Source organism: Streptomyces sp. BYX5S (genome assembly GCF_054724165.1).
Map to the genome: position 1 here is coordinate 1,990,433 of NZ_CM138829.1, position 22,781 is coordinate 2,013,213.

Below are 22,781 nucleotides of genomic sequence, written 5' to 3' on the forward strand. Positions count from 1 at the left end.
AGGCTCCGACCAGGCGATGCGGTTACGCCGAGTGAAGTCCCTTGTTGCGAACTCCCCGCGCGCACCGCGCGATGGGACATGAGGCACATGGCCCACGCGGCGGCCTCCAGCCGCCTCCATGTCCCGAAGGGAGTGATCACGCATGACGCAGAGCGAGATCAACAACCCCGATGCCCTCGTCGGGCTCACCGCCTACGACCGCACCGGGGAGAAGATCGGCAGCGTCGAGCGGGTCTACCTGGATGACAGGACCGGCAAGGCCGACTGGGTGACGGTCAAGACCGGCCTCTTCGGCATGAAGGAGACCTTCGTGCCGCTGAGGGGTGCCACGCACGACGACGAGCGGCTCAACGTCAGGTACACGAAGGAAGCGGTCAAGGACGCCCCGCGGGTCGACGCCGACCAGCACCTCGACGAGGACGAGAAGACCGAGCTGTACGCGCACTACGGCATGACGCGCGGCGGCATGGACGCGGGCGACGGCCGCACCGGGCAGCAGCCCCTCGCCGACACCGGCCGCATGGGCACCGCGGGCACGACGGGCGCCGCGGGCACGGCAGGCATGGCGGGCGCGGCGGGCGCCGCGGGTGCCATGGGCGCCGCCGGTGCGCGCTCGGAGTCCGGCCGGCACGCGGGCGCCGCCGAGCGGGAGCCGGCCCTGCGCTCGGCGTCCGGCGTGGGTGGCGACCCCAAGGCCGACGAGATGATCCGCTCCGAGGAGCGCCTGCGGGTCGGCGTCGAGGAGCAGGAGGTCGGCCACGCGCACCTGCGCAAGACGGTGGAGACGGAGAACGTCACCACGTCGGTGCCGGTGTCCCACGAGGAGGTCCGCGTCGTGCGCGAACCGATCCGCGAGGGCGACCGCGTGAAGGGCACGATCAGCGAGGCCGAGACCGAGGTGACGCTGCACGCGGAGCGTCCGGTCATCCGCAAGGAGACCGTTCCCGTCGAGCGGGTCCGGCTGGAGACCGAGAAGGTCACGGAGACGCAGGAGGTCTCCGACACCGTCCGCAAGGAGAAGATCGAGTTCGACAACCCGAAGGACGACGGCGGCATGCCCGGCGAGGGCAAGCACGGCCGCCGCGGGCCGCGCCACTGACAGCAGCGGTACCGCGCCCCAGGCGTCGTGCGGGCCCGGCCGGGAGCCGGGCCCGCACTGCCGTGTCGGGGCGCTTCCGTGTCAGGGCACCACGACGATCTTCCGGCCCACGCCGGACGCGAACTGGTCGAGCGCCTGCGGGTACTGGTCGAGCGGCAGCCGGTCGCTGATGAAGACCGACGGGTCGAGGACACCGCCCGCGAACAGCTCCGCCGCCCGCTCGTAGCTGTGCAGGACCGCCATCGAGCCGGTGATGGTGATCTCCTGGTTGTAGATGCGGTACGGGTCGATCGTCACGCGCGTCGCGTAGTCCGCGACGCCGAACTGGAGGAACGTGCCCGCCTTCGCGACGCGGCCGAGGCCGTCCTGGATCGCCGCCGCGTTGCCGGTCGCGTCGATGACGACGTCCCAGCCCGAGGGGCGGTCCAGCTCGTCGGGGTTGGTTGCGGACGCCGAGACGCCGAGGCGCTGGGCGGTCGCCAGGCGGTCCGGGTTGAGGTCGACCACGTCGACGCTCGCCGCGCCGGTCTTCTTGGCCAGCTCCAGCATCATCAGGCCCATCGTGCCCGAGCCGTAGATCAGCACGTGCGAGCCGAGCCGCGACTGGAGGACGTCGTAGCCGCGCACCGCGCAGGACAGCGGCTCGATGAGCGCCGCGTCCTGGGTCGCCACGTGGTCGGGGAGCGGGACGCAGTTGGCGACCGGCGCCACCGCGTACTGCGCGGCGCCGCCCGCCGTCGACACCCCGATCGCCGCCCACCGCTCGCACAGGTTGCCCCGTCCGGCCCGGCAGTAGCGGCACTCGTGACAGTGCAGGGACGGATCGACCGCCACCCGGTCGCCGACCCTCAACTCCGTTACCTGCGAGCCCACTTCGGCGATCGTGCCCGCGAACTCGTGGCCCGGCACCACCGGCAGCGTGGGGGCGAACTCGCCCTGGAGGATGTGCAGATCGGTGCCGCAGAGCCCGCAGGCGGCGACCTCGACGATCACGTCGCGGGGGCCCGGTGTCGGGTCCGGCACCTCGCCGACGACGACCTTGCCCACCGATTCGACGATCGCGGCCTTCATGGACAACCTCCAAAGCACGTACGGGAGTTGTTACGATCTTTCACTTCACCGCGCCGAGGGACAGGCCTTGGACGAGCTTGTCCTGGGCGGCGAACCCTGCCGCGAGCACCGGCAGGGAGATCACGAGGGACGCGGCGCACACCTTCGCCAGGAACAGGCCCTGGCTGGTGATGAAGCCGGTCAGGAAGACGGGTGCGGTCTGCGCGACGACGCCGGTCAGCACCCGGGCGAAGAGGAGTTCGTTCCAGGAGAAGATGAAGCAGATCAGGGCGGTCGCCGCGATGCCGGGAAGGGCGATGGGGGCGACGACCCGGGTCAGTACCGTCGGCAGCCTCGCACCGTCGATCTGCGCCGCCTCGATCACCGCGACCGGTACCTCGGCGAGGAACGACTGCATCATCCACACCGCGATCGGCAGGTTCATCGACGTGTAGAGGATGACGAGCAGCCAGATGTTGTCGAGGAAGCCGGTGTTCTTCGCGAAGAGGTAGATCGGCAGCAGGCCCGCCACCACCGGCAGCATCTTCGTCGACAGGAAGAAGAACAGCACGTCCGTCCACTTGCGGACCCGCCGGATCGACAGCGCGTACGCCGCCGGAAGCGCGAGGACCAGCACGAGCAGCGTCGCGACGAGCGAGGCCACCGTCGAGTTGATCAGCGCGGGCCAGGGGCTCGCGCCGCCGTCCGCGCCGAAGAAGTCGCGGTAGCCGTCGAGGGTGAGCGCGGCGGCGAACGAGGGCGGGTTGGTGGCGGCGTCCGCCTCCGAGTGGAAGGACGTCAGCGCCATCCAGGCGATGGGCAGGAAGAAGACGATGCCGGCCAGCCAGGCGAGGAGACCGAGCCCCTTGCTCTTGAGGAACGTCGAGAACGTCATCACCGCGCCACCTCCTCGCGGAACAGGGACGACACGACGCGCAGCGCGAACGTCGCGATGACGATGGATCCGATGACGACCAGGACGCCGGCCGCCGAGGCGAGACCGTTCTCGTGGGCCTGGTAGAAGGACTGGTAGACGGTGTACGGCAGGTTGGCCGTGCCGAGGCCGCCGGACGTGATGGTGAAGACGGCGTCGAAGTTCTGCACGATGTAGATCGAACCGAGCAGCGCGCCCAGCTCCAGATACCGGCGCAGGTGCGGCAGCGTGAGGTGGCGGAAGATCTGCCAGGCTCCCGCGCCGTCCACGCGGGCGGCCTCGATCTGTTCGGCGGACCGCGACTGGAGTCCCGCGAGCAGGATCAGCATCATGAACGGCGTCCACTGCCAGACGAGGGAGAGTTCCACCGCGAGCAGCGGCGTGTTCGAGATCCAGTCGGGCTGGGGCCCGCCCACGTAGTGCAGCAGACCGTTGAGCAGCCCGTACTCGGGGTTGTAGAGCACGTGCTTCCACAGCAGGGCCGCGGCGACCGGGACGATCAGGAACGGCGCGATCAGCAGCGTACGGACCAGGCCGCGGCCCTTGAAGCGCCGGTCGAGCAGCAGTGCGAGGGCGAGGCCGAGCACCAGGCTCGCCACCACCACCGACACCGTCAGGACGATCGTGGTGAGGACCGACTTGCGCAGCTCCGGGTCGGTGAGGACCTCGGCGTAGTTGCCGAAACCGGCGAAGTGGCGGGCGTCGGGGTACAGCGCGTTCCAGTCGAAGAACGAGATCACGAGCGTCGCCACGAACGGAAGTTGGGTGACCACGATCATGAAGACCAGGGCGGGCAGCAGCGGCGCGCGGGTCGCCCAGGCGCGCAGCCTGCCAGGGGTGCGCGGCGCGGGCGGCGCGGAAGTGGTGCGGGGCGCCGGAGCGGCGGTCGTCGTCGTCATCGGCCCTCGTACTCCTTCGCGATCTCGGCGGCGAGCTTCTGGGACTTGGCGAGGGCCGAGTCGACCGACTGGCGTCCGGCGACGGCCGCGCTGATCTCCTGCGAGACCTTCGTGCCGAGGTCGGTGAACTCGGGGATGCCGACGAATTGGATGCCGGGCGCGGGCCGCGGCTGCACGCCCGGATCGCCCGGCCGCGCGCTCTCGATGGCGGCCTGCGTCTGCGCCTGGAACGGCGCGGCCTCCTCGCGGTACTGCGGGATGTCGTACGTGGAGGCGCGCTTGCCTGCGGGCACGTTGGCCCAGCCGAACTCCTTGCCGACGAGCTTCTCGTACTCCTTGCCGGACGCCCAGGAGATGAACTTCCAGGCCTTGTCCGGGTTGGGGGAGGCCTGCTGGAGGCCCCAGGCCCAGGTGTAGAGCCAGCCGCTCGACTTCGTCTTCTCGACGGGTGCCGACACGTAGCCGATCTTGCCCTTGACCGGGGACTTGGCGGCTTCGAGGGAGCCGGCCGCGGAGGTCGCGTCGTACCACATGGCGGTCTTGCCCTGGGTGAGGTTGTTGAGGCACTCGGCGAAGCCGGCCTGCGCGGCGCCGGACTCTCCGTGCTTGCGGACGAGGTCGACGTAGAACCTGGTGGCTTCCTTGAATCCCTTGTCGTCGAGGCGCGCCTTCCAGTCCTTGTCGAACCAGGTGCCGCCGAAGGTGTTCACGACCGTGGTCAGCGGCGCCATCGACTCGCCCCAGCCGGGCAGTCCGCGCAGGCAGATGCCCTTCATGCTCTTCTCCGCGCCGTCGACCTTCGCCGACAGGTCCGCGACCTGCTGCCAGGTCGGGTGCTCGGGCATCTTCAGGCCCTTCTTCGCGAAGACGTCCTTGCGGTACATCAGGAAGGACGACTCGCCGTAGAACGGCTGGCCGTACAGCTTGCCGTCGTCGCCGGTGAGCGACTCGCGCATCGGGGCGAGGATGTCCTTCTGGTCGAAGGCCGTGTCCTTGGCGACGTACGGGTCGAGCGGGCGCAGCCAGCCGTTGCGGGCGTAGATCGGTATCTCGTAGTTGGAGAGAGTCGCGACGTCGTACTGGCCCGCCTGGTTGGCGAAGTCCTGGCTGATCTTGTCGCGGACGTCGTTCTCCGGCAGCACGGTGAAGTTGACCTTGATACCGGTCTCGCGCGTGAAGTGCTTCGCCGTGAGCTTCTGCAACTCGACCATCTGCGGGTTGTTGACCATCAGGACGTTGAGCGAGTCACCGCCGCTGCCGTGCCCGCCGGCGCCGACCCAGCAGCCGGACAGCAAGGGGGTGAGCAGCGTCCCTGCGGCGGCCATCACGAGCAGGGTGCCCGGTGGCCTGCGTCGGCTCTGGGTTCGCATCGATGCTCCTGGACGTAAGGGGAAAAGGGGGAAAGGTTAAAAATGGGGAGGAAGTGGTACGTCGGCGGGTGTGCGGAACCCCGCCCCGTACCCATGGAGTTGTGCGGGGCCGGGTGGTCAGACGCGGATGACCTGCGGCCCCATCAGCGAGTAGCGGTGCGCCTCGGACGCGGGCAGCTGGGTGCTGGTGACGATCGCCTCCAGGGCGCCCACCGGGGCGAAGCGGCAGAAGCTGACCGCGCCGAACTTCGTGTGCACACCCGCGAACACGGTGCGCCGCGCCGCCCGGATGGCCTGCGCCTTGACCTCGCTGACCGCCGGGTCGGGGGTGGTCAGACCGTGGTCGCGGGAGATGCCGTTGGCGCCGATGTAGGCGAGGTCGACGACGAAACCGGCGAGCATCTTCGTCGTCCAGTGGTCGACGGTCGCGAGCGTGCCCGCCCGGACCCGCCCGCCCAGCAGCAGCACGCTGGTGTTCTCGTTCTCCGCGAGCGCGCCCGCCGTGGCGAGGGAGGCGGTCACGACGGTCAGCGGCCGGTCGCGGGGCAGCGCCTCGGCGATCAGCTGGGGCGTGAACCCCTCGTCGACGAAGACGGTCTCGGCGTCGCCGAGCAGGTCCGCGGCGGCCGTGGCGATCCGCCGTTTCTCGGGGACGTGCATCGTGGTGCGGAAGGCGAGCGTCGTCTCGAACCCGGCGCTCTCCACCGGGTACGCCCCGCCGTGCGTGCGCCGCACCAGGCCGTGGTCCTCAAGGGCGCGCAGGTCGCGGCGCACGGTCTCCTTCGCCACGCCCAGGGCGGTCGCGAGCTCGGTGACGTCGACGGAGCCGGAGTGCCGTGCCACCCGCACGATCTCCCGCTGTCGTTCCTCCGCGCTCATGCCACCGACCTCCGTACCGTCCCTGCCGTGCGCCGCCCGGGGCATCGCCCGTGCCGTGCCGGCGCCCTGCCCGTGCCGGGCAGGTGCTGCCCGTTCGGGCCCGGAAGAGCCCGTACCGGAAGTTCTACCGGCGGTACGGCGAGGTGAACAGGTCTGAAGGGGACTCGATGCCGCCCGTTCCTGCCCGTTTCGCGGGCGCGTTGCCCGGCGTCGACCTGCGGGGGAGCGGGCGCGCGTGTGGGTTCGGGCGGGCCGGGTGCCCGAACAGGGCGGCGGGCGGGCCCGTTCGGTGCCCGCCCGCCGCCCGGAAGCCGTGGATCAGTGCGGCCAGATCGGCGGGTCGTTGATGAAGCGGCCGCCCATGTACCGGTGCGCGGGGTTGTCGTCGTCGAGGGGGCCGAACTCGGCGAGCAGCTTCTCCGCGTAGACCTCCGAGTCGTCCCGCGGCTCGTAGCCGAGGGCGCGGGCGCTCGAAAGGTCCCACCACAGGCGGGTGTTGGCGGAGGAGCCGTAGACGACCGTGTGGCCGACCTTCTCCGCGGTGAGCGCCGCGTCGAAGAGGCGGGCGCCGTCGGCGGGGCTCATCCACACCGACATCATGCGGACGTCCGTGGGCTCCTTGAAGCAGGAGCCGATGCGGACGGAGACGGTCTCGATGCCGTGCTCGTCCCAGTAGAACTGGGCGAGGTCCTCGCCGAAGGACTTCGACAGGCCGTAGAAGGTGTCGGGGCGGCGCGGGGTGTCGACGGGGACGAGCGGGGCGCCCTCCTCCACGCGCGGGCGCGGCGTGTAGCCGATGGCGTGGTTGGAGGAGGCGAAGACGATCCGGGGCGCGGTGCCGTCGGCGCGGGACGCGGCCTCCTCGCGCACCGCCTCGTACAGGCGGTGGGTGCCCTTGATGTTCGAGTCGAGGATCTTCTCGAAGGTCGACTCCAGGCTGATGCCGGCGAGGTGCAGCACGCCGTCGACGCCGCGCACCGCCTCGCGCAGCGCGTCCGAGTCGTTCAGGTCGGCGACGATCGCGTCCGGCGCGCCCTCGACGGGGCGCACGTCGAGCAGGCGCAGCTCGTAGCCGTGCCGGGGCAGCAGCTCCCGCATGAGGGTGCCGAGTCCGCCGGCCGCGCCGGTGAGCAGGATGGTGCGGGTCCTTGAAGGGACTGGCATGCGTGTGATCTCCGTGTGCGTGAGCGGCATTCACATTCGTGGACACGCTATGGAGCGCCGTCGTGGCAGTCAAGAGGCGTGCGCACGCGGGGAGTTCGCGTGATTTGTGTGCTTGACCTGGCCTTCGCGCGCGTCCTACCGTGGCGCCGTTCAGAAATGTAAACGCGGATCACACTCGTGCACACCCCGATGTGTACAGCTCAGGGAGAGCCCGTGACGTCAGCCCCTCTCGCCGCCCGCCTCAGTATCCCCAGCGGCCCGCTGTTCTTCCCCGTCACCGCCTACGGACCCGGCGGGGCCGTGGACCTGGACGCCTACCGCACCCACGTCCGCGGTGGCGTCGAGGCCGGGGCCGCCGCCGTGTTCGCCTGCTGCGGCACCGGGGAGTTCCACGCGCTCACGCCCGAGGAGTACGAGGCCTGCGTCGCCGCCGCCGTCGAGGTGACGGCGGGCCGGGTGCCGGTCGTCGCGGGCGCCGGATACGGCACCGCGCTCGCCGTCCGCTACGCGCGCGCGGCCGAACGCGCGGGCGCGGACGGGCTGCTGGCGATGCCGCCCTACCTCGTCGTCGCAGGGCAGGAGGGGCTGCTGCGCCACTACACCGAGCTGGCCGACGCGACCGCCCTCGACCTCGTCGTCTACCAGCGGGACAACGCGGTCTTCACTCCCGAGACCGTCGTCGCGCTCGCCCGCCACCCCAGGATCGTCGGGCTCAAGGACGGCCTCGGCGACCTCGACCTGATGCAGCGCATCGTGAGCGCGGTCCGCACCGAAGCCGCGCACTCGTCCGAGATCCCGGACGACTTCCTCTACTTCAACGGACTGCCCACCGCCGAACTCACCGGCCTCGCCTACCGCGGCATCGGCGTCACCCTCTACTCCTCCGCCGTCTTCTGCTTCGCGCCCGACCTCGCGCAGGCCTTCCACGCGGCGCTCCGCGCGGGCGACGACGTCACCGTGAACCGGCTCCTCGACGGCTTCTACCGGCCCCTCGTCGAACTCCGCAACCAGGGACGGGGATACGCGGTGTCCCTCGTCAAGGCGGGGGTACGGTTGCGCGGGCTCGACGTCGGCGGCGTACGGCCGCCGCTGCACGAGCCGAGCGAGGAGCACGTCAAGCGGCTCGCCGAACTCATGGTCCACGGACAGCAGCTGCTGGAAGGAGCAGACGCGTGAGGACATCCGCCTTCGTCTACCCCTGGGACGTCAACGGCGACCCGGACGCCGCCCGGCGCATCGCCGACCTCGGCGTCCAGCAGGTCACCCTCGCCGCCGCGTACCACTCCACGCGCGCCCTGACGCCCCGCCATCCGCGCCACCGCATCGTCACGGCCGAGCACGCGGCCGTGCTCTACCCGGTCGACGAACAGCGCTGGCAGGGAAGGGAGTTGGCGCCGTACGCGGCCGGGTCCTGGGCGCCCGGCGACGCCTACGGAGAGGCCGCCGAGGCCCTCTCGGCCGCCGGACTCGACGTCCACACGTGGGTCGTGCTCGCCCACAACTCCCGGCTGGGCGCCGAACACCCCGGCACCTCCGTCGTCAACGCCTACGGCGACCGCTACCCCTGGGCGCCGTGCATCGCCCAGCCCGCCACGCGCAGGTACCTGGTGGACCTCGCCGCGGAGGCGGCCGTGCGCCCCGGCGCACGCGGCACCGAACTCGAATCCCTCGGCTGGTACGGCCTCGCGCACCTGCACGCCCACGACAAGACCGGCGGCGTCGGGCTCGGCGACGCCGGGCAGTACCTGATGTCGCTGTGCTTCTGCGCGGCGTGCCGCGAGGGATACGCCCAACAGGGCCTGGATCCGGTCGAGTTGGCGGTCACGGTCCGGTCCGCGCTCGACCCCGTCTGGCGTGGGCAGGGCGCGGACGACGGCTGGGTCACGGTCGAGAAACTGCTCGGCGCCGAGACGGCGGCCGCCACCCGCGCCCACCGCGACACCACGGCCCGCTCGCTCCAGGAAGCGGCCGTCACGGCGGTACGGGCCGCCGCCCCGGACGGCTTCCAGGTGCTGCTGCACGCCGACCCGGTCGCGTACCACTGCGGCGCCAACGCCGGCGTCGACCCCGCCCACATCCTCTCCGTCGCCGACGGTGTCGTCGTGCCGTGCACGGGCGGCGCGGGGCTCGTGCGGCCGTTCGCGGAGCGGGGCGGGGGAGTGGTCGCCGCCAACTTCACCGTCGTACGGGGCATGGGCGGCAGCCCCGACACCCTCGCCGAGGACGCGCGGGCCGCGCGCGAGCTGGGCGCCACGGAGCTGCGGCTCTACCACGCGGGGCTGGCGTCGGACGGGGACCTGGAGACGGTGGCGGGGGCGCTGGCGGCGCTCTGAGGAGGCCGGACGAGCCGGGCCGGGGCGGCCGACGCGCCCCGGCCCGGCTCGGCGTGTGCGCGGGGGCGTACGGCTCAACTGGCCCAAGATCGACAGAAGTTCGGTGGATTTCTTGTGTCGGAAGCGTTGACGAAACGCGACGGCACTTCTAGCTTCAACGCGTCGTACCTCGTACGTCATATATGAGACGCGATACGAGATACGTCAGACATCTGACGCGCGACCGCGCACCGCGACACCGAGAGGCCCGCATGACCTCTGTGCCCACGCCGATCCCCTCCCGTACCCAGTACGTCCTGGAGGAGATCAAGCACCGCATCCTGACCGGGCAGCTGCGCCCGGGGCAGGCGCTGGTGGAGACCGACGTCGCCGCGCAGTTCGGGGTCTCCAAGACCCCCGTACGGGAGGCGCTGAAGACCCTCGCCGGCACCGGGCTCGTCGTGATGAGCCAGTACAAGGGCGTCACCGTGCGCATGGTGGACGCCGACATGGCCCGCGAGGTCTACGACGTGCGGCTGCTGCTCGAACCCGAGGCGCTGCGCCGCACCGTGCACCGCAAGGCGTCCCTCGACGCCGCCCGCGACGCGCTGCGGCGGGCCGCCACCGCGAGCGACACCGCCCAGCGCTCCCTCGCCAACCGGGAGTTCCACCGCGCCCTCTACCTCCCCTGCGGCAACCCGCTGCTCGGCAGGATGCTCGACGAGGTCCGTGACCAGGCCGCCCTGGTGTCCGCGGTGGCCTGGGCCGCCGACCCCTCGTGGGACCGGGAGGCCGCCGAGCACCGGGAGATCCTGGAGCTCGCCCTCGCCGGTGACGCCCAGGGCGCCTCGCGCGCGCTGCGCGGTCACATCGCGTCGTTCGTTGAGCGGGCCTTCCCCGAAGTGCGGGAGGACCGGGAAGAAGAGGGTGAGCACACCTCATGACCGTCACATCAGTCACGTTCGAGACCCAGCGCGCCGCGCTCGCCGACGTGGTCGCGATCCCGGTGACCCCGTTCACCGAGCACGGCTCCGTCGACGAGGGCCAGTACCGGGCCCTGCTGCGGCGGCTGCTCGACAGCGGAGTGCGCACGCTCACGCCGAACGGGAACACCGGCGAGTTCTACGCCCTCAGCCCCGAGGAGCGCCGCCGCGTCACCGAGCTGACCCTCGACGAGGTCGGCGAGCGCGGCGTGGTCCTGGTCGGCGTCGGCCACGACGTGCCGACCGCGACCGAGGCCGCCCGGCACGCCCGTGAGCACGGCGCGCACATGGTGATGGTCCACCAGCCCGTGCACCCCTACGTCTCCGAGGTCGGCTGGGTCGACTACCACCGCGCCATCGCGCGGGCCGTGCCCGAACTCGGCGTCGTCCCCTACCTCAGGAACGCGGCGCTGCCCGGCGCCCGGCTCGCCGAACTCGGCGACGCCTGCCCGAACGTGATCGGCGTGAAGTACGCGGTGCCGGACGCCGCCCGCTTCGCCGGCTTCGCGCGGGACTCGGGCCTGGAGCGGTTCGTGTGGGTGGCCGGGCTCGCCGAGCCGTACGCGCCCTCGTACTTCTCCGCGGGCGCCACCGGCTTCACCTCCGGGCTCGTCAACGTCGCCCCGAGCGTCTCCCTCACCATGATCGAAGCGCTGCGCGCCGGTGACTACGTCGCCGCCATGAAGGTGTGGGAGCAGATCCGCCGCTTCGAGGAACTGCGCGGCGCCGACGCCTCCGCCAACAACGTCACGGTCGTCAAGGAGGCCCTCGCCTCCCTCGGACTGTGCCGCCGCGACGTCCGCCCGCCGAGCAAGGAGCTGCCCGAGGCGGAGCGCGCCGAGGTCGCCGAGATAGCGGCGGGGTGGTCCGTATGACCGCCGCCGACCGGAGACTGACGCCCGAACAGCTGCGCTCCCACCAGTGGTACGGCACCGAGGGCCAGCTGCGCACCTGGTCGCACAACGCCCGGATGCGCCAGCTCGGCTACGAGGCCGAGGAGTACCAGGGCCGCCCGGTGATCGCCGTCCTCAACACCTGGTCCGACATCAACCCCTGCCACGTGCATCTGCGCGAGCGCGCCGAGGCCGTGAAGCGGGGCGTATGGCAGGCCGGCGGCTTCCCGCTCGAATTCCCCGTGGCCACGCTCTCCGAGACGTACCAGAAGCCGACCCCGATGCTGTACCGCAACCTGCTCGCCATGGAGACCGAGGAGCTGCTGCGCTCCTACCCGGTCGACGCGGCGGTGCTGCTCGGCGGCTGCGACAAGTCGACCCCAGCCCTGCTCATGGGCGCCGCCTCCGCCGACGTACCGGCGATCTTCGTGCCCGCCGGGCCGATGCTGCCGGGGCACTGGCGCGGCGAGACCCTCGGCTCCGGCACCGACATGTGGAAGTACTGGGACGAGCACCGCGCCGGCAACCTCACCGACTGCGAACTGCGGGAGCTCCAGGGCGGGTTGGCGCGTTCGCCCGGTCACTGCATGACCATGGGCACCGCGTCCACCATGACCGCGGCGGCCGAGGCCCTCGGCATGACGCTGCCGGGCGCCTCGTCGATCCCGGCCGTCGACTCCGCGCACGAGCGGATGGCCGCCGCCTCCGGGCGTCGCGCCGTCGACCTCGCGTGGACCGCGCTCAGGCCGTCGGAGATCCTCACCCCCGAGGCCTTCGAGGACGCCGTCACCACCGTGCTCGGGCTCGGCGGCTCCACCAACGCCGTGATCCACCTGATCGCCATGGCCGGACGGGCCGGGGTGCCGCTCACGCTCGACGACTTCGACCGCGTCGCGCGCACCGTGCCGGTGCTCGCCAACGTGCGGCCGGGCGGGCGGACGTACCTGATGGAGGACTACCACTTCGCCGGTGGCCTGCCCGCGTTCCTCTCCCGGATCGCCGACCTGCTGCACCTCGAACGGCCCACGGTCAACGGGCGGTTCGGCGCGCAGATCGAGGGCGCGGAGGTCCACAACGACGAGGTGATCCGCACCCGCGCCAACCCGGTCGCGGCCGAGGGCGGCGTCGCCGTCCTGCGCGGCAACCTCTGTCCCGACGGCGCCGTCATCAAGCACATCGCCGCGGAAGCCCACCTGCTCAAGCACACCGGCACCGCCGTCGTCTTCGACGACTACAAGACCATGCAGCGCACCATCAACGACCCGGAGCTGGGCATCACCGCCGACAGCGTCCTGGTGCTGCGCGGCTCCGGCCCCAAGGGCGGACCCGGCATGCCGGAGTACGGGATGCTGCCCATCCCCGACCACCTGCTCAAGCAGGGCGTGCGCGACATGGTGCGGCTCTCCGACGCCCGGATGAGCGGCACCAGCTACGGGGCGTGCGTCCTGCACATCGCCCCCGAGTCGCACGTCGGCGGCCCGCTCGCGCTGGTGCGCAGCGGCGACACCATCACCCTCGACGTCGCCGCGCGGAGCCTTCGGCTCGACGTGGACGACGACGAGTTGGAGCGGCGCAGGGCCGAGTGGACCGCGCCCGCCGAGCGCAGCGAGCGCGGCTACGGGGTGCTCTACAACGAGCAGATCACCCAGGCCGACACCGGCTGCGACTTCGCCTTCCTCGCGCGGCCGGGCACGGTCCCGGACCCGTACGCGAGCTGAACCACCGCACCCGCACCACCGTCGCCGGCATCGGCCGACACCCCCGAACACCGTCTGGGAAGCGCTTCGATACGTGCCACGTGCAAGCGCTTTCTACGACCGCAGAACCACCGAAGCACCGACCTGAGCCACCGAGAACGGAGTTCCCGTCATGGCCCAAGCCGCAGCCGTGGCCAAAGCCCCGCAGGGTGCGTCGCCGCCCCGGCGCCGCAAGTCAGCCACCCCGCGCAGGCTCCCGTATCTGCTGATCGCGCCCGCCGGGCTGCTGATGCTGGGCTTCATCGCGTATCCCGTCATCAGCGTCTTCTACTACAGCCTCCAGCACTACAACCCGACCAAGCCGTGGCGGAACGGGTTCGCCGGTCTCGAGAACTTCGTCACCGCGTTCACCAACGACCCCGACTTCTGGCGCACCCTGGGCTTCAGCCTCCAGTGGGTCGTCGTCCAAGTGGTGCTGCAACTGCTGCTCGGCCTCGGGCTCGCGCTCGTCGTCAACCAGACGTTCGTCGGCCGCGGCATGGCCCGCGCCCTCGTCTTCTCGCCGTGGGCCGTCTCCGGCGTGCTGACCTCGGCCGTCTGGATGCTGCTCTACAACTCCCAGACCGGCATCACGCGCTACCTCGCGGACATCGGCATCGGCAGCTACGGCACGTCCTGGCTCTCCGACACCGCGACCGTCTTCCCGGCCGTCGTCACCGCCGAACTCTGGCGCGGCGTCCCCTTCTTCGCGATCCTCATCCTCGCCGACCTCCAGTCCGTCTCGAAGGACCTGTACGAGGCCGCCGAGGTCGACGGGGCGAGCCGGCTGCGGCAGTTCTTCCACATCACGCTGCCGCACCTCAAGGACGCCATCATCCTGTCCACGCTGCTGCGGGCCGTGTGGGAGTTCAACAACGTCGACCTGCTCTACACCCTCACCGGCGGCGGACCCGCGGGTGAGACGACCACCCTGCCGCTGCGCATCGCCTCCATCGCCGTCGACAGTCACGACTTCGGCTACGCGTCCGCGCTGACGTCCATCGCCTTCGTGATCCTCCTGTTCTGCTCGATGATCTATCTCCGTCTGAGCAAGTTCGGGGGCGAGGACAAGTGACCGTCAAGGAAGCCCAGTTGACCGCCACCACGCCCGCGCCCGTCACCACCTCCGGCGGCGGCCGGCACCGCGCCTCCCTCCCGCCCACGAAGAAGGGGCGCTCCGGGCCCTCCTGGGAGGACGTACCGCGCTGGCAGATCTACCTCCCGCTCGGCGTCTACCTCCTCTTCACGCTCGTCCCCTTCTACTGGATGCTGCTCTTCGCGTTCCGGCCCGCGGGATCCACCGCCCTCGTGCCGTGGCCGCTCACCTTCGAGCACTTCGACAAGGTGTGGAACGAGCGGTCCTTCGGCCTCTTCTTCCAGAACAGCCTGCTCGTCGGCGTCGCCTCGATGCTGATGACGACGGTCGTGGCACTGGCCGGCGGCTACGCGCTCGCCCGCTTCAACTTCCGGATCAAGCGCGGCTTCATGCTCGCGCTGCTGTGCTCGCAGTTCATCCCGGGCGCCCTGATGCTGGTCCCGCTGTTCGAGATCTTCGCCAACCTGAGGATGATCAACTCGCTCGGCAGCGTCATCATCGCCGAGACCGTCTTCCAGCTGCCGCTCACGATGATCCTGCTCAGCGGCTTCATCAAGAACGTGCCGTACTCGCTGGAGGAGGCCGCCTGGGTCGACGGCTGCGGACGCTTCCGCGCCTTCTGCGCCGTCGTCCTGCCGCTGCTGCGGCCCGGACTGATCGCGGTGGGCTCCTTCGCCTTCGTGCACAGCTGGAACCACTTCCTGTTCGCCCTGATGTTCCTGTCCAACCAGGAGAAGCAGACGATCCCCGTCGGGCTCGCCACCCTCATGGGCGCCGACTCCGTCGACCTCGGCGCGCTCGCCGCCGGCGGTGTCGTGGCCGCGCTCCCCGTGGTGATCGTCTTCGCCTTCATTCAGAAATGGCTCGTCACGGGGTTCAGCGCGGGGGCGGTGAAGGGATGACAAGCACTATGAAGATCGAATCGATCATGAAGCCGAACGACGACCCGGCGCACGAACCCGTCCCCGTCGTCCTCGCGGGCGCCCGCGGACACGGACGCTGGCACCTCAACAACCTCCACCGGCTCGCGGCAGCGGGCCGGGTGCGGCTCGCGGGCGTGTGCGAACTGCGGCCGCTGGACGCCGCGGAACTCGACGGGTTCGACGCCGACGGCATCGCCCAGTCCGCCGACTTCGGGGAGCTCCTCGACCGCACCGGCGCCCGGATCGCGATCATCTGCACCCCGATCCCGACCCACACGGACCTGGCGCTGACCGCCGCCGCCCGGGGCGTGCACCTGCTCCTGGAGAAGCCGCCCGCGCCGTCGTACGCCGAGTACGAGCGGATGGCGGCGGGCGTGGCGGAAGCGGGCATCGCCTGCCAGGTCGGCTTCCAGTCGCTGGGCTCCCACGCGGTCTCCCACATCCGCGACCTCGTACGCGACGACTTCATCGGCGAACCCCTCGGCATCGGCGCCGCCGGAGCCTGGGCCCGCGACGAGGCCTACTACCGGCGCGCCCCCTGGGCCGGCCACCGCCGCCTCGCCGACGCGGGCGGCCGGACGGTCGACGTCGTCGACGGCGTCCTCACCAACCCGCTCGCCCACGCCGTCGCCACCTCCCTCGCCCTCGACGGAGCGACCGGCGGCGACGACCTCACCGCCGTCCGCACCGAGCTGTACCGCGCCAACGACATCGAGGCCGACGACACCTCGTACGTCGAGCTGACCACCCGCACCGGATCGCGCGTCACCGTCGCCGCGTCCCTGTGCGCCGAGCGGCCCGACGAGCCGTACGTCGTCGTGCACGGCAGCCGCGGCCGGATCACGTTCTGGTACAAGCAGGACCGCGTCCTCGTGCAGCGCGCCGGACACGGCCCGGACGAGACCGTGCACGGGCGCACCGACCTCCTCGCCAACCTCGTCGACCACCTCGCCACCGACGGGGAGGTGCCGCTGCTCGTGCCGCCCGCCGCCACCGGCGCGTTCATGCGCGTCGTCGAGGCGATCCGGCGGGCCCCCGACCCGCTGGCGCTGCCCGCCGACGCCTGGCGCACGGTGCCCGCCGAGCGCCCCGGCGTCGCACGGCGGGTCGTCGACGGCGTCGACGGCCTCGTCGCGGCGAGCGCCGACACCCTCACCGGGTTCGCCGGGCTCGGCGCGCCCTGGGCCCGCGCGGAAGCGGAGGCCGCCTCATGACCCGCACCCTGAACGGGCTCGTCACCGCGCCCCTGACGCTGAGCTGCGGTGGCCGCCCCGTCGCCCGCTACGAGATCCGCCCCGACGTCGAACGGCGGCTGTCGGCGCGCCCCTTCCTGCACCCCGTGACCACGCTCGCCGGCACCCCGGTCACCGAGTTCGCGCCCGCCGACCACGCGCACCACCTCGGCGTGAGCGTCGCCGTGCCGGACGTCGAGGGGCGCAACTTCTGGGGCGGGCGCACCTACGTCCGCGGCCAGGGGCCGACCGAGCTCGACAACCACGGCGAGCAGCGGCACCGCGAGTTCAAGCTGTGCGACCCCGACGGGTTCGTGGAGGACCTCGACTGGACCGCGGACGGCGCGACCCTGCTGCGCGAGCGCCGCACCGTCGCCGTCACCCGGCTCGCCGACGACGCCTGGGCGCTGGACCTCACCTTCTCGCTCACCAACCCGTCCGGCGACGAGCTGACCATCGGCAGCCCCGCCACCAACGGCCGCCCCGGCGCCGCCTACGGAGGCTTCTTCTGGCGGGCACCGAAGGAGGCCGTGCCGCCCGCGGTGTTCACGGCCGACGCCGAGGGCGAGGCCGCGGTCCACGGCCGCCGCGCCGACTGGCTGGCCATGGCGGGGGAGCGCTGGACCCTCGTCTTCGCGGGCGCCACCGCCGAGACCCGCCGCGACCCGTGGTTCGTCCGCGCCGACGAGTACCCGGGCGTCGGCTCCTCCCTCGCCTCCGACGCCCGCCTGACCGTCGGCGCGGGCGCCACCGCCGTACGCCGCGTGGTCACGGTCGTCGCCGACGGGGCGCTCGACCGCGCGCGGGCGGCGACGCTGGTCCGCAAGGCGGTGGCGGCATGAGCCGGGGGCCGGGGAGGACCGGGGACCTCGGCGACGGGACGTACCGCAACCCCGTGCTCGCCGCCGACTGGTCCGACCCGGACGTGGTCCGCGTCGGGGACGACTTCTACCTGACCGCGTCCAGCTTCGGCCGCGTCCCCGGACTGCCGCTGCTGCACTCCCGCGACCTCGTCAACTGGACGCTCGTCGGGCACGCCCTGGACCGGCTCGAACCCGCCGAGGCGTTCGCGGCCCCCCGGCACGACTGCGGGGTGTGGGCGCCGTCGATCCGGCACCACGACGGCCGCTTCTGGATCTTCTGGGGCGACCCCGACCACGGCGTGTACCACGTCAACTCGCCCTCGATCGAGGGGCCGTGGACGGCGCCGTACCTGATCAAGGCGGGCAAGGGACTCATCGACGCCTGCCCGCTGTGGGACGAGGAGACCGGCGAGGCGTACCTCGTGCACGCCTACGCGAAGTCCCGCGCCGGCATCAAGAACCGCCTCACCGGCCACCGCATGGCCCCCGACGGCACCGAACTCCTCGACGAGGGCCAGGTGGTGATCGACGGGGACCGCATCCCCGGCTGGTTCACCGTCGAGGGCCCCAAGGCGTACCGGCGCGACGGCTGGTACTGGATCCTCGCCCCCGCGGGCGGCGTGGAGACCGGCTGGCAGGGCGCCTTCCGCTCCCGCTCGTTCTTCGGTCCCTACGAGGAGCGGGTCGTGCTGGAACAGGGCGACACCGACGTCAACGGCCCCCACCAGGGCGGCTGGGTGCGCACCGCGGCGGGCGAGGACTGGTTCCTGCACTTCCAGCAGCGCGGCCCCTACGGGCGGGTGGTGCACCTCCAGCCGATGCGCTGGGACGCGCGGGGCTGGCCGGTGATGGGCGACGACGGCGCCCCCGTCGACGCCCACACCAAACCCGCGCTGCCTCCGCAGCCGGTGACGGCGCCCGCGACGGACGACGCATTCCCCGAGGGCCGCTTCGGACCGCAGTGGCAGTGGACGGCCAACCCGGCCGCGGGCTGGACGAGTCCGGGCGACGGGGACGGGCTGCACCTCACCTGCGTGCCCTCCGCCGACGGGGTGCGCGACCTGCGCCGCGCCCCGCATCTGCTGACCCAGCGGCTCCCGCTGCTGCCCAGCCGCGTCGAGGTCGGCCTCCGGCTCGACGCCACCACCCCCGGCGCGCGGGCGGGACTCGCCGTGCTCGGCGACGCGTACACGTGGATCGGCCTCGAACGCGGCGCGGACGGCGCCGTCCACGCCGTGCACCGGTTCGCCGAGACCACCGCGGAGGCGGAGCGGGACGCCGCGCACCCGCGCGAGGCGCCGGACGGGACGGTCCGGCTCCGCGTCGACATCATCGACGGCGCCCGCTGCCGCCTCCTCGTCGACACCGGCGACGGCTTCCGCCGCTCCGGGCAGGTCTTCGCCGCGCAGCCCTGGCGCTGGGTCGGCGCCCTGCTCGGCCTGTTCGCGGCGGCACCACCGGGCGCCGAGGACGCCGGTACCGCCCGGTTCACGCACTTCCACCTCACCACCCTCCCGTTGGATCCAGAAGAAGAGAGCCGATCATGACCATCCGTACACGCAGAGGCACGCGCACCGGCATACGCGACCGCGCGCTGCGCACCGGCACCGTCGTCGCCCTCAGCACCGTCCTCGCCCTGACCGCCACCGCCTGCGGTGACGACGGCAGCGGGTCCGGCGGCGACAAGGGCGACGAGGGCTCCGGCAAGGGCGAGATCACCTTCTGGGACAACAACACGGCCGTGCGCCGCGACGTCTGGATGGAGATCATCAAGGACTTCGAGAAGAAGTACCCGAACATCGAGGTCAAGTACGTCGGCATCCCGGCCGAGAACGTGCAGTCGAAGTACGACACCAGCATCCAGGGCGGCGGTCTGCCCGACGTCGGCGGCCTCGGCACCGCGATGCTCTCCGGCATCGCCGCGCAGGGCGCCCTCGAACCGCTCGACGAGCGCATCGCCGCCAGCTCCCTCAACGGCAAGCTGAACGACGCGTTCATGGAGTCGGTGAAGGCCGCGGGCACCGACGGCAAGGTCTACACGATGCCGACCTCCGCCAACAACGGTGTCCTCTACTACCGCACCGACCTGTTCGAGAAGGCCGGCCTGGACGCGCCGACGACGTGGACGAAGTTCTTCGACGCGGCGTCCAAGCTCACCAACACCGGCAAGAACGAGTTCGGTTACACCATCCGCGGCGGCGAGGGCTCCATCGCCCAGGCCCTCGACGCGATGTACGGGCAGAGCGGCATCACCTCGTTCTGGGACGCCGACAACGAGAAGACCACGGTCAACGACCCGAAGAACGTGGCCGCGCTGGAGAAGTACGCGGGCCTGTACAAGAAGGCCACGCCGTCCGCCGACGTGAACAACGACTTCACGAAGATGGTCGCGCAGTTCGACAGCGGCAAGATCGGCATGCTCAACCACAACCTGGGCTCGCTCGGTGACCACCAGAAGGCCTTCGGCGACAAGTTCCGCGGCCTGCCCAACCCGATGGGCCCGAACGGCACCCGCGTCCAGGTCTCCAACCCGGTCGACGGCCTCGGCCTGTTCAAGTCCAGCAAGAACAAGGCGGCCGCCTGGAAGTTCATCGAGTTCGCCGCGTCGCACGCGGAGAACAGCAAGTGGAACGAGTCGGCCAAGCAGATCCCGGCCAACAACGAGGCCGCCAAGGACGACTGGGTGCAGAAGTCCGAGCCGACCAAGCTCGCCGCGGAGGCCCTCCAGTCCGGCTCCACGAAGATCGTGCAGCTGCCGTACTACCTGCCCGACTGGAACACCATCTCCAAGGCGGACAACGAGGACGACCTCCAGAAGGTCATGCTCGGCAAGACGACCGCGAAGGCCTTCCTCGACTCGCTGGCCGAGCAGCTGAACAAGGCGCAGGCCGAGTGGAAGCAGCAGGCCAACTAGCCCTGCACGGCTGTCTGTTCACCCCTTTGCCGGGTCGGCGGCGCGACGCCCAGTGCCCCGCGGCTCCCGCCGCCGACCCCACCAGCACCCCGCGCATTCACCCTGCTTGCGAAAGGACGGCACACCGTCGTGTCGACCACCCGAAGAGCAACCCTGGCCGCCCTCGCCTCCCTGCCGCTCGCGGCGGCCCTCGCCTCCCCGGCCTCGGCGGCCACCACCAGGAACGGCCGGCGCACCCTCTTCATCGCCGGTGACTCCACCGCCGCCCAGAAGTACCTCGACGCGAAGCCCGAGACCGGCTGGGGCATGGCCCTGCCGTTCTTCCTCGCCGACCGCGTCCGCGTCGCCAACCACGCGGTCAACGGCCGCAGTTCGAAGAGCTTCGTCGACGAGGGACGCCTCGACGCGGTCCTCGCCGCGATCCGCCCCGGCGACCTCCTCCTCGTCCAGTTCGCGCACAACGACGAGAAGAGCGCCGACCCGACGCGCTACACCGAGCCCTGGTCGACGTACCAGGACCACCTGAAGCTCTACGTCGACGGCGCCAGGGACAAGGGCGCCCGCCCGGTGCTCGCCACGTCCGTCGAACGCAGGAAGTTCGACGCGGGCGGCAACTCCCTGCCCACCCACGGCGACTACCCGGCGGCGATGCGCGCCCTCGCCGAGGCGGAGGGCGTCGCGCTCCTCGACATCCAGGCGCTGTCCCTCGCCCTGTGGCAGAAGCTCGGCGTCGAGAACACGAAGACGTACTTCAACTGGACCGCGACGGAACAGGACAACACGCACTTCAACCCGCCCGGCGCCATCGCCGTGGCCCGGCTCGTGGCCACCGAACTGCTCGGCCGCGAGGTGCTGCCCGCCCGCGACGTGCGCCGCACCGACGACCTCGACGAGCTGGACCCGGCGTGGCACTCCCGCCTGACCTGGCTCACCGGCACCACCCCCGCCTGACCTTCGCCCACAGCCCTCGCCCACAGCCCTCTAGGAGCCGCACCGTGCGCGCACACAGGAACAGCAAGAAGAGACACGCGATCGTCGCGGCCGGGGTCGCCGGCTGCACCGCCGTCGTCCTCGCCGCCACCGGAACGATCGGCACGGCGGGCGCCGCCGAGCCGAAGGGCCGCGACATCGCCCGGCAGACCCTGGCCAGGAACGACGGCTGGGCCTCCGCCACCACCGGCACCACGGGCGGCGCCGCCGCCGACGCCGACCACGTCTACACGGTCACCACGTGGGCCGAGCTGAAGGCCGCCTTCGCCGACGGCGGCACCGCACCGAAGATCATCAAGGTCCGGGGCACCCTCGACGCGGACGGCGCCACCTGCTCCGAATTCGCCGCCGAGGGCTACGACTTCGACCAGTACCTCACCGACTACGACCCCGCCACCTGGGGCTACGACACCGAGGTCAGCGGCGAACAGGAGGACCTGCGCGCCGCGTCCGCCGCCGCCCAGGCCAAGGCCATCAAAGCGAACGTCCCCGCCAACACCACCCTCATCGGTGTCGGCAAGAACCCCGGCATCGTCGGCGGCAGCCTCCAGATCAACGGCGTCGACAACGTCATCGTCCGCGGCCTCACCCTGGAGTCCCCGCTCGACTGCTTCCCGCAGTGGGACCCGACGGACGGCGACACCGGCAACTGGAACTCCGAGTACGACTCGGCGGTCGTCTACAACGCCACCCACGTCTGGCTGGACCACAACGAGTTCACCGACGGCGCCCACCCGGACTCCACCCTCCCCAGCTACTTCGGCCGCATCTACCAGCAGCACGACGGCGAACTCGACATCGTGCGCGGCGCCGACTACGTGACGGCGTCCTGGAACGTGTTCGCCGACCACGACAAGACGCTGATGATCGGCAACAGCAACAGCGCGGCCGCCACCGACCGCGGCAAGCTGCGCGTCACCCTGCACCACAACCTGTTCAAGAACCTCGTCGAACGCGCCCCGCGCGTCCGCTTCGGCCAGGTCGACGTCTACAACAACTCCTATGTGGGCAACGCCGATTACGCCTACTCCTTCGGCGTCGGCTTCGAGTCGCAGCTCTACGCGGAGAAGAACGCGTTCAGGCTCCCGAAGGACATCGGGGCAGCCGCCGTCCTGCACCGCTGGGACGACTATCCGGTCACGGCGACCGGCAACCAGGTCAACGGCCGCACGGTGGACCTCATCACCGCCTACAACACGGCCAACCCGACCACCCCCATCCGCGAGAACGCGGGCTGGAAGCCGACCCTGCGCACAACGGTCCACCCGGCGAAGGCGGTGCCGTCGGTGGTCGAGCGGGGAGCCGGCCCGGACCGGCTCAGGTAAGCCGCATCAAGCCCCGCCGGCGATTGAGGCGCGGGGTCCGGGGCGGAGCCCCGATCTTTGCAGCCACGCCGGGGAACGAGCCATCTCAAGCCCCGCCGGCGATTGAGGCGCGGGGTCCG

General features: G+C 71.4%; 20 protein-coding genes. 14 read left to right on the forward strand and 6 right to left on the reverse strand.

Annotation, left to right across the window (positions count from 1 at the left end; genetic code table 11):
- The first annotated feature begins 142 nt into the window (after nt 1-142).
- A complete protein-coding gene (locus ACYBSK_RS08980) occupies nt 143-1,099 on the forward strand; it encodes a PRC and DUF2382 domain-containing protein (RefSeq protein ID WP_457476347.1) in 957 nt (318 codons plus the stop codon).
- Between the two features lie 81 nt (nt 1,100-1,180).
- Here ACYBSK_RS08980 and ACYBSK_RS08985 read toward each other — a convergent pair whose 3' ends face one another.
- From ACYBSK_RS08985 to ACYBSK_RS09010, 6 genes are all read right to left on the reverse strand, one after another.
- Nucleotides 1,181-2,170, reverse strand: coding sequence for a zinc-dependent alcohol dehydrogenase family protein (locus tag ACYBSK_RS08985; protein WP_460245717.1), 990 nt, complete (start codon nt 2,168-2,170; stop codon nt 1,181-1,183).
- A 40-nt stretch (nt 2,171-2,210) separates the two neighbouring features.
- Nucleotides 2,211-3,044: a carbohydrate ABC transporter permease gene (locus ACYBSK_RS08990; RefSeq protein WP_457476349.1), complete on the reverse strand. Its 834-nt coding sequence runs from the start codon at nt 3,042-3,044 to the stop codon at nt 2,211-2,213.
- Entirely contained in the window at nt 3,044-3,982 is a 939-nt protein-coding gene (locus ACYBSK_RS08995) for a carbohydrate ABC transporter permease (RefSeq protein WP_460245718.1), read from the reverse strand. Before ACYBSK_RS08995 ends, ACYBSK_RS08990 begins: the two co-directional genes overlap by 1 nt.
- Nucleotides 3,979-5,352 carry an ABC transporter substrate-binding protein gene (locus ACYBSK_RS09000; protein WP_457476351.1) on the reverse strand — a complete coding sequence of 458 codons (1,374 nt, stop codon included), beginning with the start codon at nt 5,350-5,352 and terminating at the stop codon, nt 3,979-3,981. The genes ACYBSK_RS08995 and ACYBSK_RS09000 overlap by 4 nt, the downstream gene beginning before the upstream one ends.
- 117 nt (nt 5,353-5,469) lie before the next feature.
- Nucleotides 5,470-6,231, reverse strand: a complete 762-nt coding sequence (locus tag ACYBSK_RS09005; protein ID WP_460245719.1) for a DeoR/GlpR family DNA-binding transcription regulator — start codon at nt 6,229-6,231, stop codon at nt 5,470-5,472.
- Nucleotides 6,232-6,549: 318 nt separating this feature from the next.
- Entirely contained in the window at nt 6,550-7,395 is an 846-nt protein-coding gene (locus ACYBSK_RS09010; RefSeq protein ID WP_460245720.1) for an NAD-dependent epimerase/dehydratase family protein, read from the reverse strand.
- Between the two features lie 213 nt (nt 7,396-7,608).
- Here ACYBSK_RS09010 and ACYBSK_RS09015 point away from each other — a divergent pair, with 213 nt between their 5' ends.
- The 13 genes from ACYBSK_RS09015 to ACYBSK_RS09075 all read left to right on the forward strand — a co-directional run bounded on the left by ACYBSK_RS09015 (nt 7,609) and on the right by ACYBSK_RS09075 (nt 22,662).
- On the forward strand, nt 7,609-8,571 hold the full coding sequence (locus ACYBSK_RS09015) for a 5-dehydro-4-deoxyglucarate dehydratase (RefSeq protein WP_460245721.1): 963 nt from the start codon (nt 7,609-7,611) through the stop codon (nt 8,569-8,571).
- Nucleotides 8,568-9,728 carry a hypothetical protein gene (locus ACYBSK_RS09020; RefSeq protein WP_460245722.1) on the forward strand — a complete coding sequence of 387 codons (1,161 nt, stop codon included), beginning with the start codon at nt 8,568-8,570 and terminating at the stop codon, nt 9,726-9,728. The genes ACYBSK_RS09015 and ACYBSK_RS09020 overlap by 4 nt, the downstream gene beginning before the upstream one ends.
- Nucleotides 9,729-9,979: 251 nt before the next feature.
- Nucleotides 9,980-10,651 carry a GntR family transcriptional regulator gene (locus ACYBSK_RS09025; protein WP_457476356.1) on the forward strand — a complete coding sequence of 224 codons (672 nt, stop codon included), beginning with the start codon at nt 9,980-9,982 and terminating at the stop codon, nt 10,649-10,651.
- Nucleotides 10,648-11,565 (forward strand): dihydrodipicolinate synthase family protein, encoded by a 918-nt coding sequence (locus ACYBSK_RS09030; RefSeq protein WP_460245723.1) that lies wholly within the window; start codon nt 10,648-10,650, stop codon nt 11,563-11,565. The genes ACYBSK_RS09025 and ACYBSK_RS09030 overlap by 4 nt, the downstream gene beginning before the upstream one ends.
- On the forward strand, nt 11,562-13,301 hold the full coding sequence (gene araD / locus ACYBSK_RS09035) for an L-arabinonate dehydratase (protein WP_460245724.1): 1,740 nt from the start codon (nt 11,562-11,564) through the stop codon (nt 13,299-13,301). The genes ACYBSK_RS09030 and araD overlap by 4 nt, the downstream gene beginning before the upstream one ends.
- A 151-nt stretch (nt 13,302-13,452) precedes the next feature.
- A complete protein-coding gene (locus tag ACYBSK_RS09040; RefSeq protein WP_460245725.1) occupies nt 13,453-14,394 on the forward strand; it encodes a carbohydrate ABC transporter permease in 942 nt (313 codons plus the stop codon).
- Nucleotides 14,391-15,317 (forward strand): carbohydrate ABC transporter permease, encoded by a 927-nt coding sequence (locus ACYBSK_RS09045; protein ID WP_457476360.1) that lies wholly within the window; start codon nt 14,391-14,393, stop codon nt 15,315-15,317. The genes ACYBSK_RS09040 and ACYBSK_RS09045 overlap by 4 nt, the downstream gene beginning before the upstream one ends.
- 8 nt (nt 15,318-15,325) lie before the next feature.
- Nucleotides 15,326-16,552: a Gfo/Idh/MocA family protein gene (locus tag ACYBSK_RS09050; RefSeq protein WP_460245726.1), complete on the forward strand. Its 1,227-nt coding sequence runs from the start codon at nt 15,326-15,328 to the stop codon at nt 16,550-16,552.
- Nucleotides 16,549-17,412, forward strand: a complete 864-nt coding sequence (locus ACYBSK_RS09055; RefSeq protein ID WP_460245727.1) for a DUF6807 domain-containing protein — start codon at nt 16,549-16,551, stop codon at nt 17,410-17,412. The genes ACYBSK_RS09050 and ACYBSK_RS09055 overlap by 4 nt, the downstream gene beginning before the upstream one ends.
- The gene (locus tag ACYBSK_RS09060; RefSeq protein WP_460245728.1) at nt 17,409-18,980 is read left to right on the forward strand and encodes a glycoside hydrolase family 43 protein; all 1,572 of its coding nucleotides are present in this window, start codon (nt 17,409-17,411) and stop codon (nt 18,978-18,980) included. Before ACYBSK_RS09055 ends, ACYBSK_RS09060 begins: the two co-directional genes overlap by 4 nt.
- On the forward strand, nt 18,977-20,347 hold the full coding sequence (locus ACYBSK_RS09065; protein WP_457476364.1) for an ABC transporter substrate-binding protein: 1,371 nt from the start codon (nt 18,977-18,979) through the stop codon (nt 20,345-20,347). The genes ACYBSK_RS09060 and ACYBSK_RS09065 overlap by 4 nt, the downstream gene beginning before the upstream one ends.
- A 129-nt stretch (nt 20,348-20,476) precedes the next feature.
- The gene (locus ACYBSK_RS09070) at nt 20,477-21,298 is read left to right on the forward strand and encodes a rhamnogalacturonan acetylesterase (protein ID WP_460245729.1); all 822 of its coding nucleotides are present in this window, start codon (nt 20,477-20,479) and stop codon (nt 21,296-21,298) included.
- Between the two features lie 44 nt (nt 21,299-21,342).
- On the forward strand, nt 21,343-22,662 hold the full coding sequence (locus ACYBSK_RS09075) for a pectate lyase family protein (protein ID WP_460245730.1): 1,320 nt from the start codon (nt 21,343-21,345) through the stop codon (nt 22,660-22,662).
- The last annotated feature ends 119 nt before the right edge of the window (nt 22,663-22,781 follow it).

Bases quoted from the DNA above. Each gene is read 5' to 3' on its own strand.
- ACYBSK_RS08980 (WP_457476347.1), top strand. From the start codon at position 143: ATGACGCAGAGCGAGATCAACAACCCCGATGCCCTCGTCGGGCTCACC.
- ACYBSK_RS08985 (WP_460245717.1), bottom strand. From the start codon at position 2,170: ATGAAGGCCGCGATCGTCGAATCGGTGGGCAAGGTCGTCGTCGGCGAG.
- ACYBSK_RS08990 (WP_457476349.1), bottom strand. From the start codon at position 3,044: ATGACGTTCTCGACGTTCCTCAAGAGCAAGGGGCTCGGTCTCCTCGCC.
- ACYBSK_RS08995 (WP_460245718.1), bottom strand. From the start codon at position 3,982: ATGACGACGACGACCGCCGCTCCGGCGCCCCGCACCACTTCCGCGCCG.
- ACYBSK_RS09000 (WP_457476351.1), bottom strand. From the start codon at position 5,352: ATGCGAACCCAGAGCCGACGCAGGCCACCGGGCACCCTGCTCGTGATG.
- ACYBSK_RS09005 (WP_460245719.1), bottom strand. From the start codon at position 6,231: ATGAGCGCGGAGGAACGACAGCGGGAGATCGTGCGGGTGGCACGGCAC.
- ACYBSK_RS09010 (WP_460245720.1), bottom strand. From the start codon at position 7,395: ATGCCAGTCCCTTCAAGGACCCGCACCATCCTGCTCACCGGCGCGGCC.
- ACYBSK_RS09025 (WP_457476356.1), top strand. From the start codon at position 9,980: ATGACCTCTGTGCCCACGCCGATCCCCTCCCGTACCCAGTACGTCCTG.
- ACYBSK_RS09030 (WP_460245723.1), top strand. From the start codon at position 10,648: ATGACCGTCACATCAGTCACGTTCGAGACCCAGCGCGCCGCGCTCGCC.
- araD (WP_460245724.1), top strand. From the start codon at position 11,562: ATGACCGCCGCCGACCGGAGACTGACGCCCGAACAGCTGCGCTCCCAC.
- ACYBSK_RS09040 (WP_460245725.1), top strand. From the start codon at position 13,453: ATGGCCCAAGCCGCAGCCGTGGCCAAAGCCCCGCAGGGTGCGTCGCCG.
- ACYBSK_RS09050 (WP_460245726.1), top strand. From the start codon at position 15,326: ATGAAGATCGAATCGATCATGAAGCCGAACGACGACCCGGCGCACGAA.
- ACYBSK_RS09055 (WP_460245727.1), top strand. From the start codon at position 16,549: ATGACCCGCACCCTGAACGGGCTCGTCACCGCGCCCCTGACGCTGAGC.
- ACYBSK_RS09060 (WP_460245728.1), top strand. From the start codon at position 17,409: ATGAGCCGGGGGCCGGGGAGGACCGGGGACCTCGGCGACGGGACGTAC.
- ACYBSK_RS09065 (WP_457476364.1), top strand. From the start codon at position 18,977: ATGACCATCCGTACACGCAGAGGCACGCGCACCGGCATACGCGACCGC.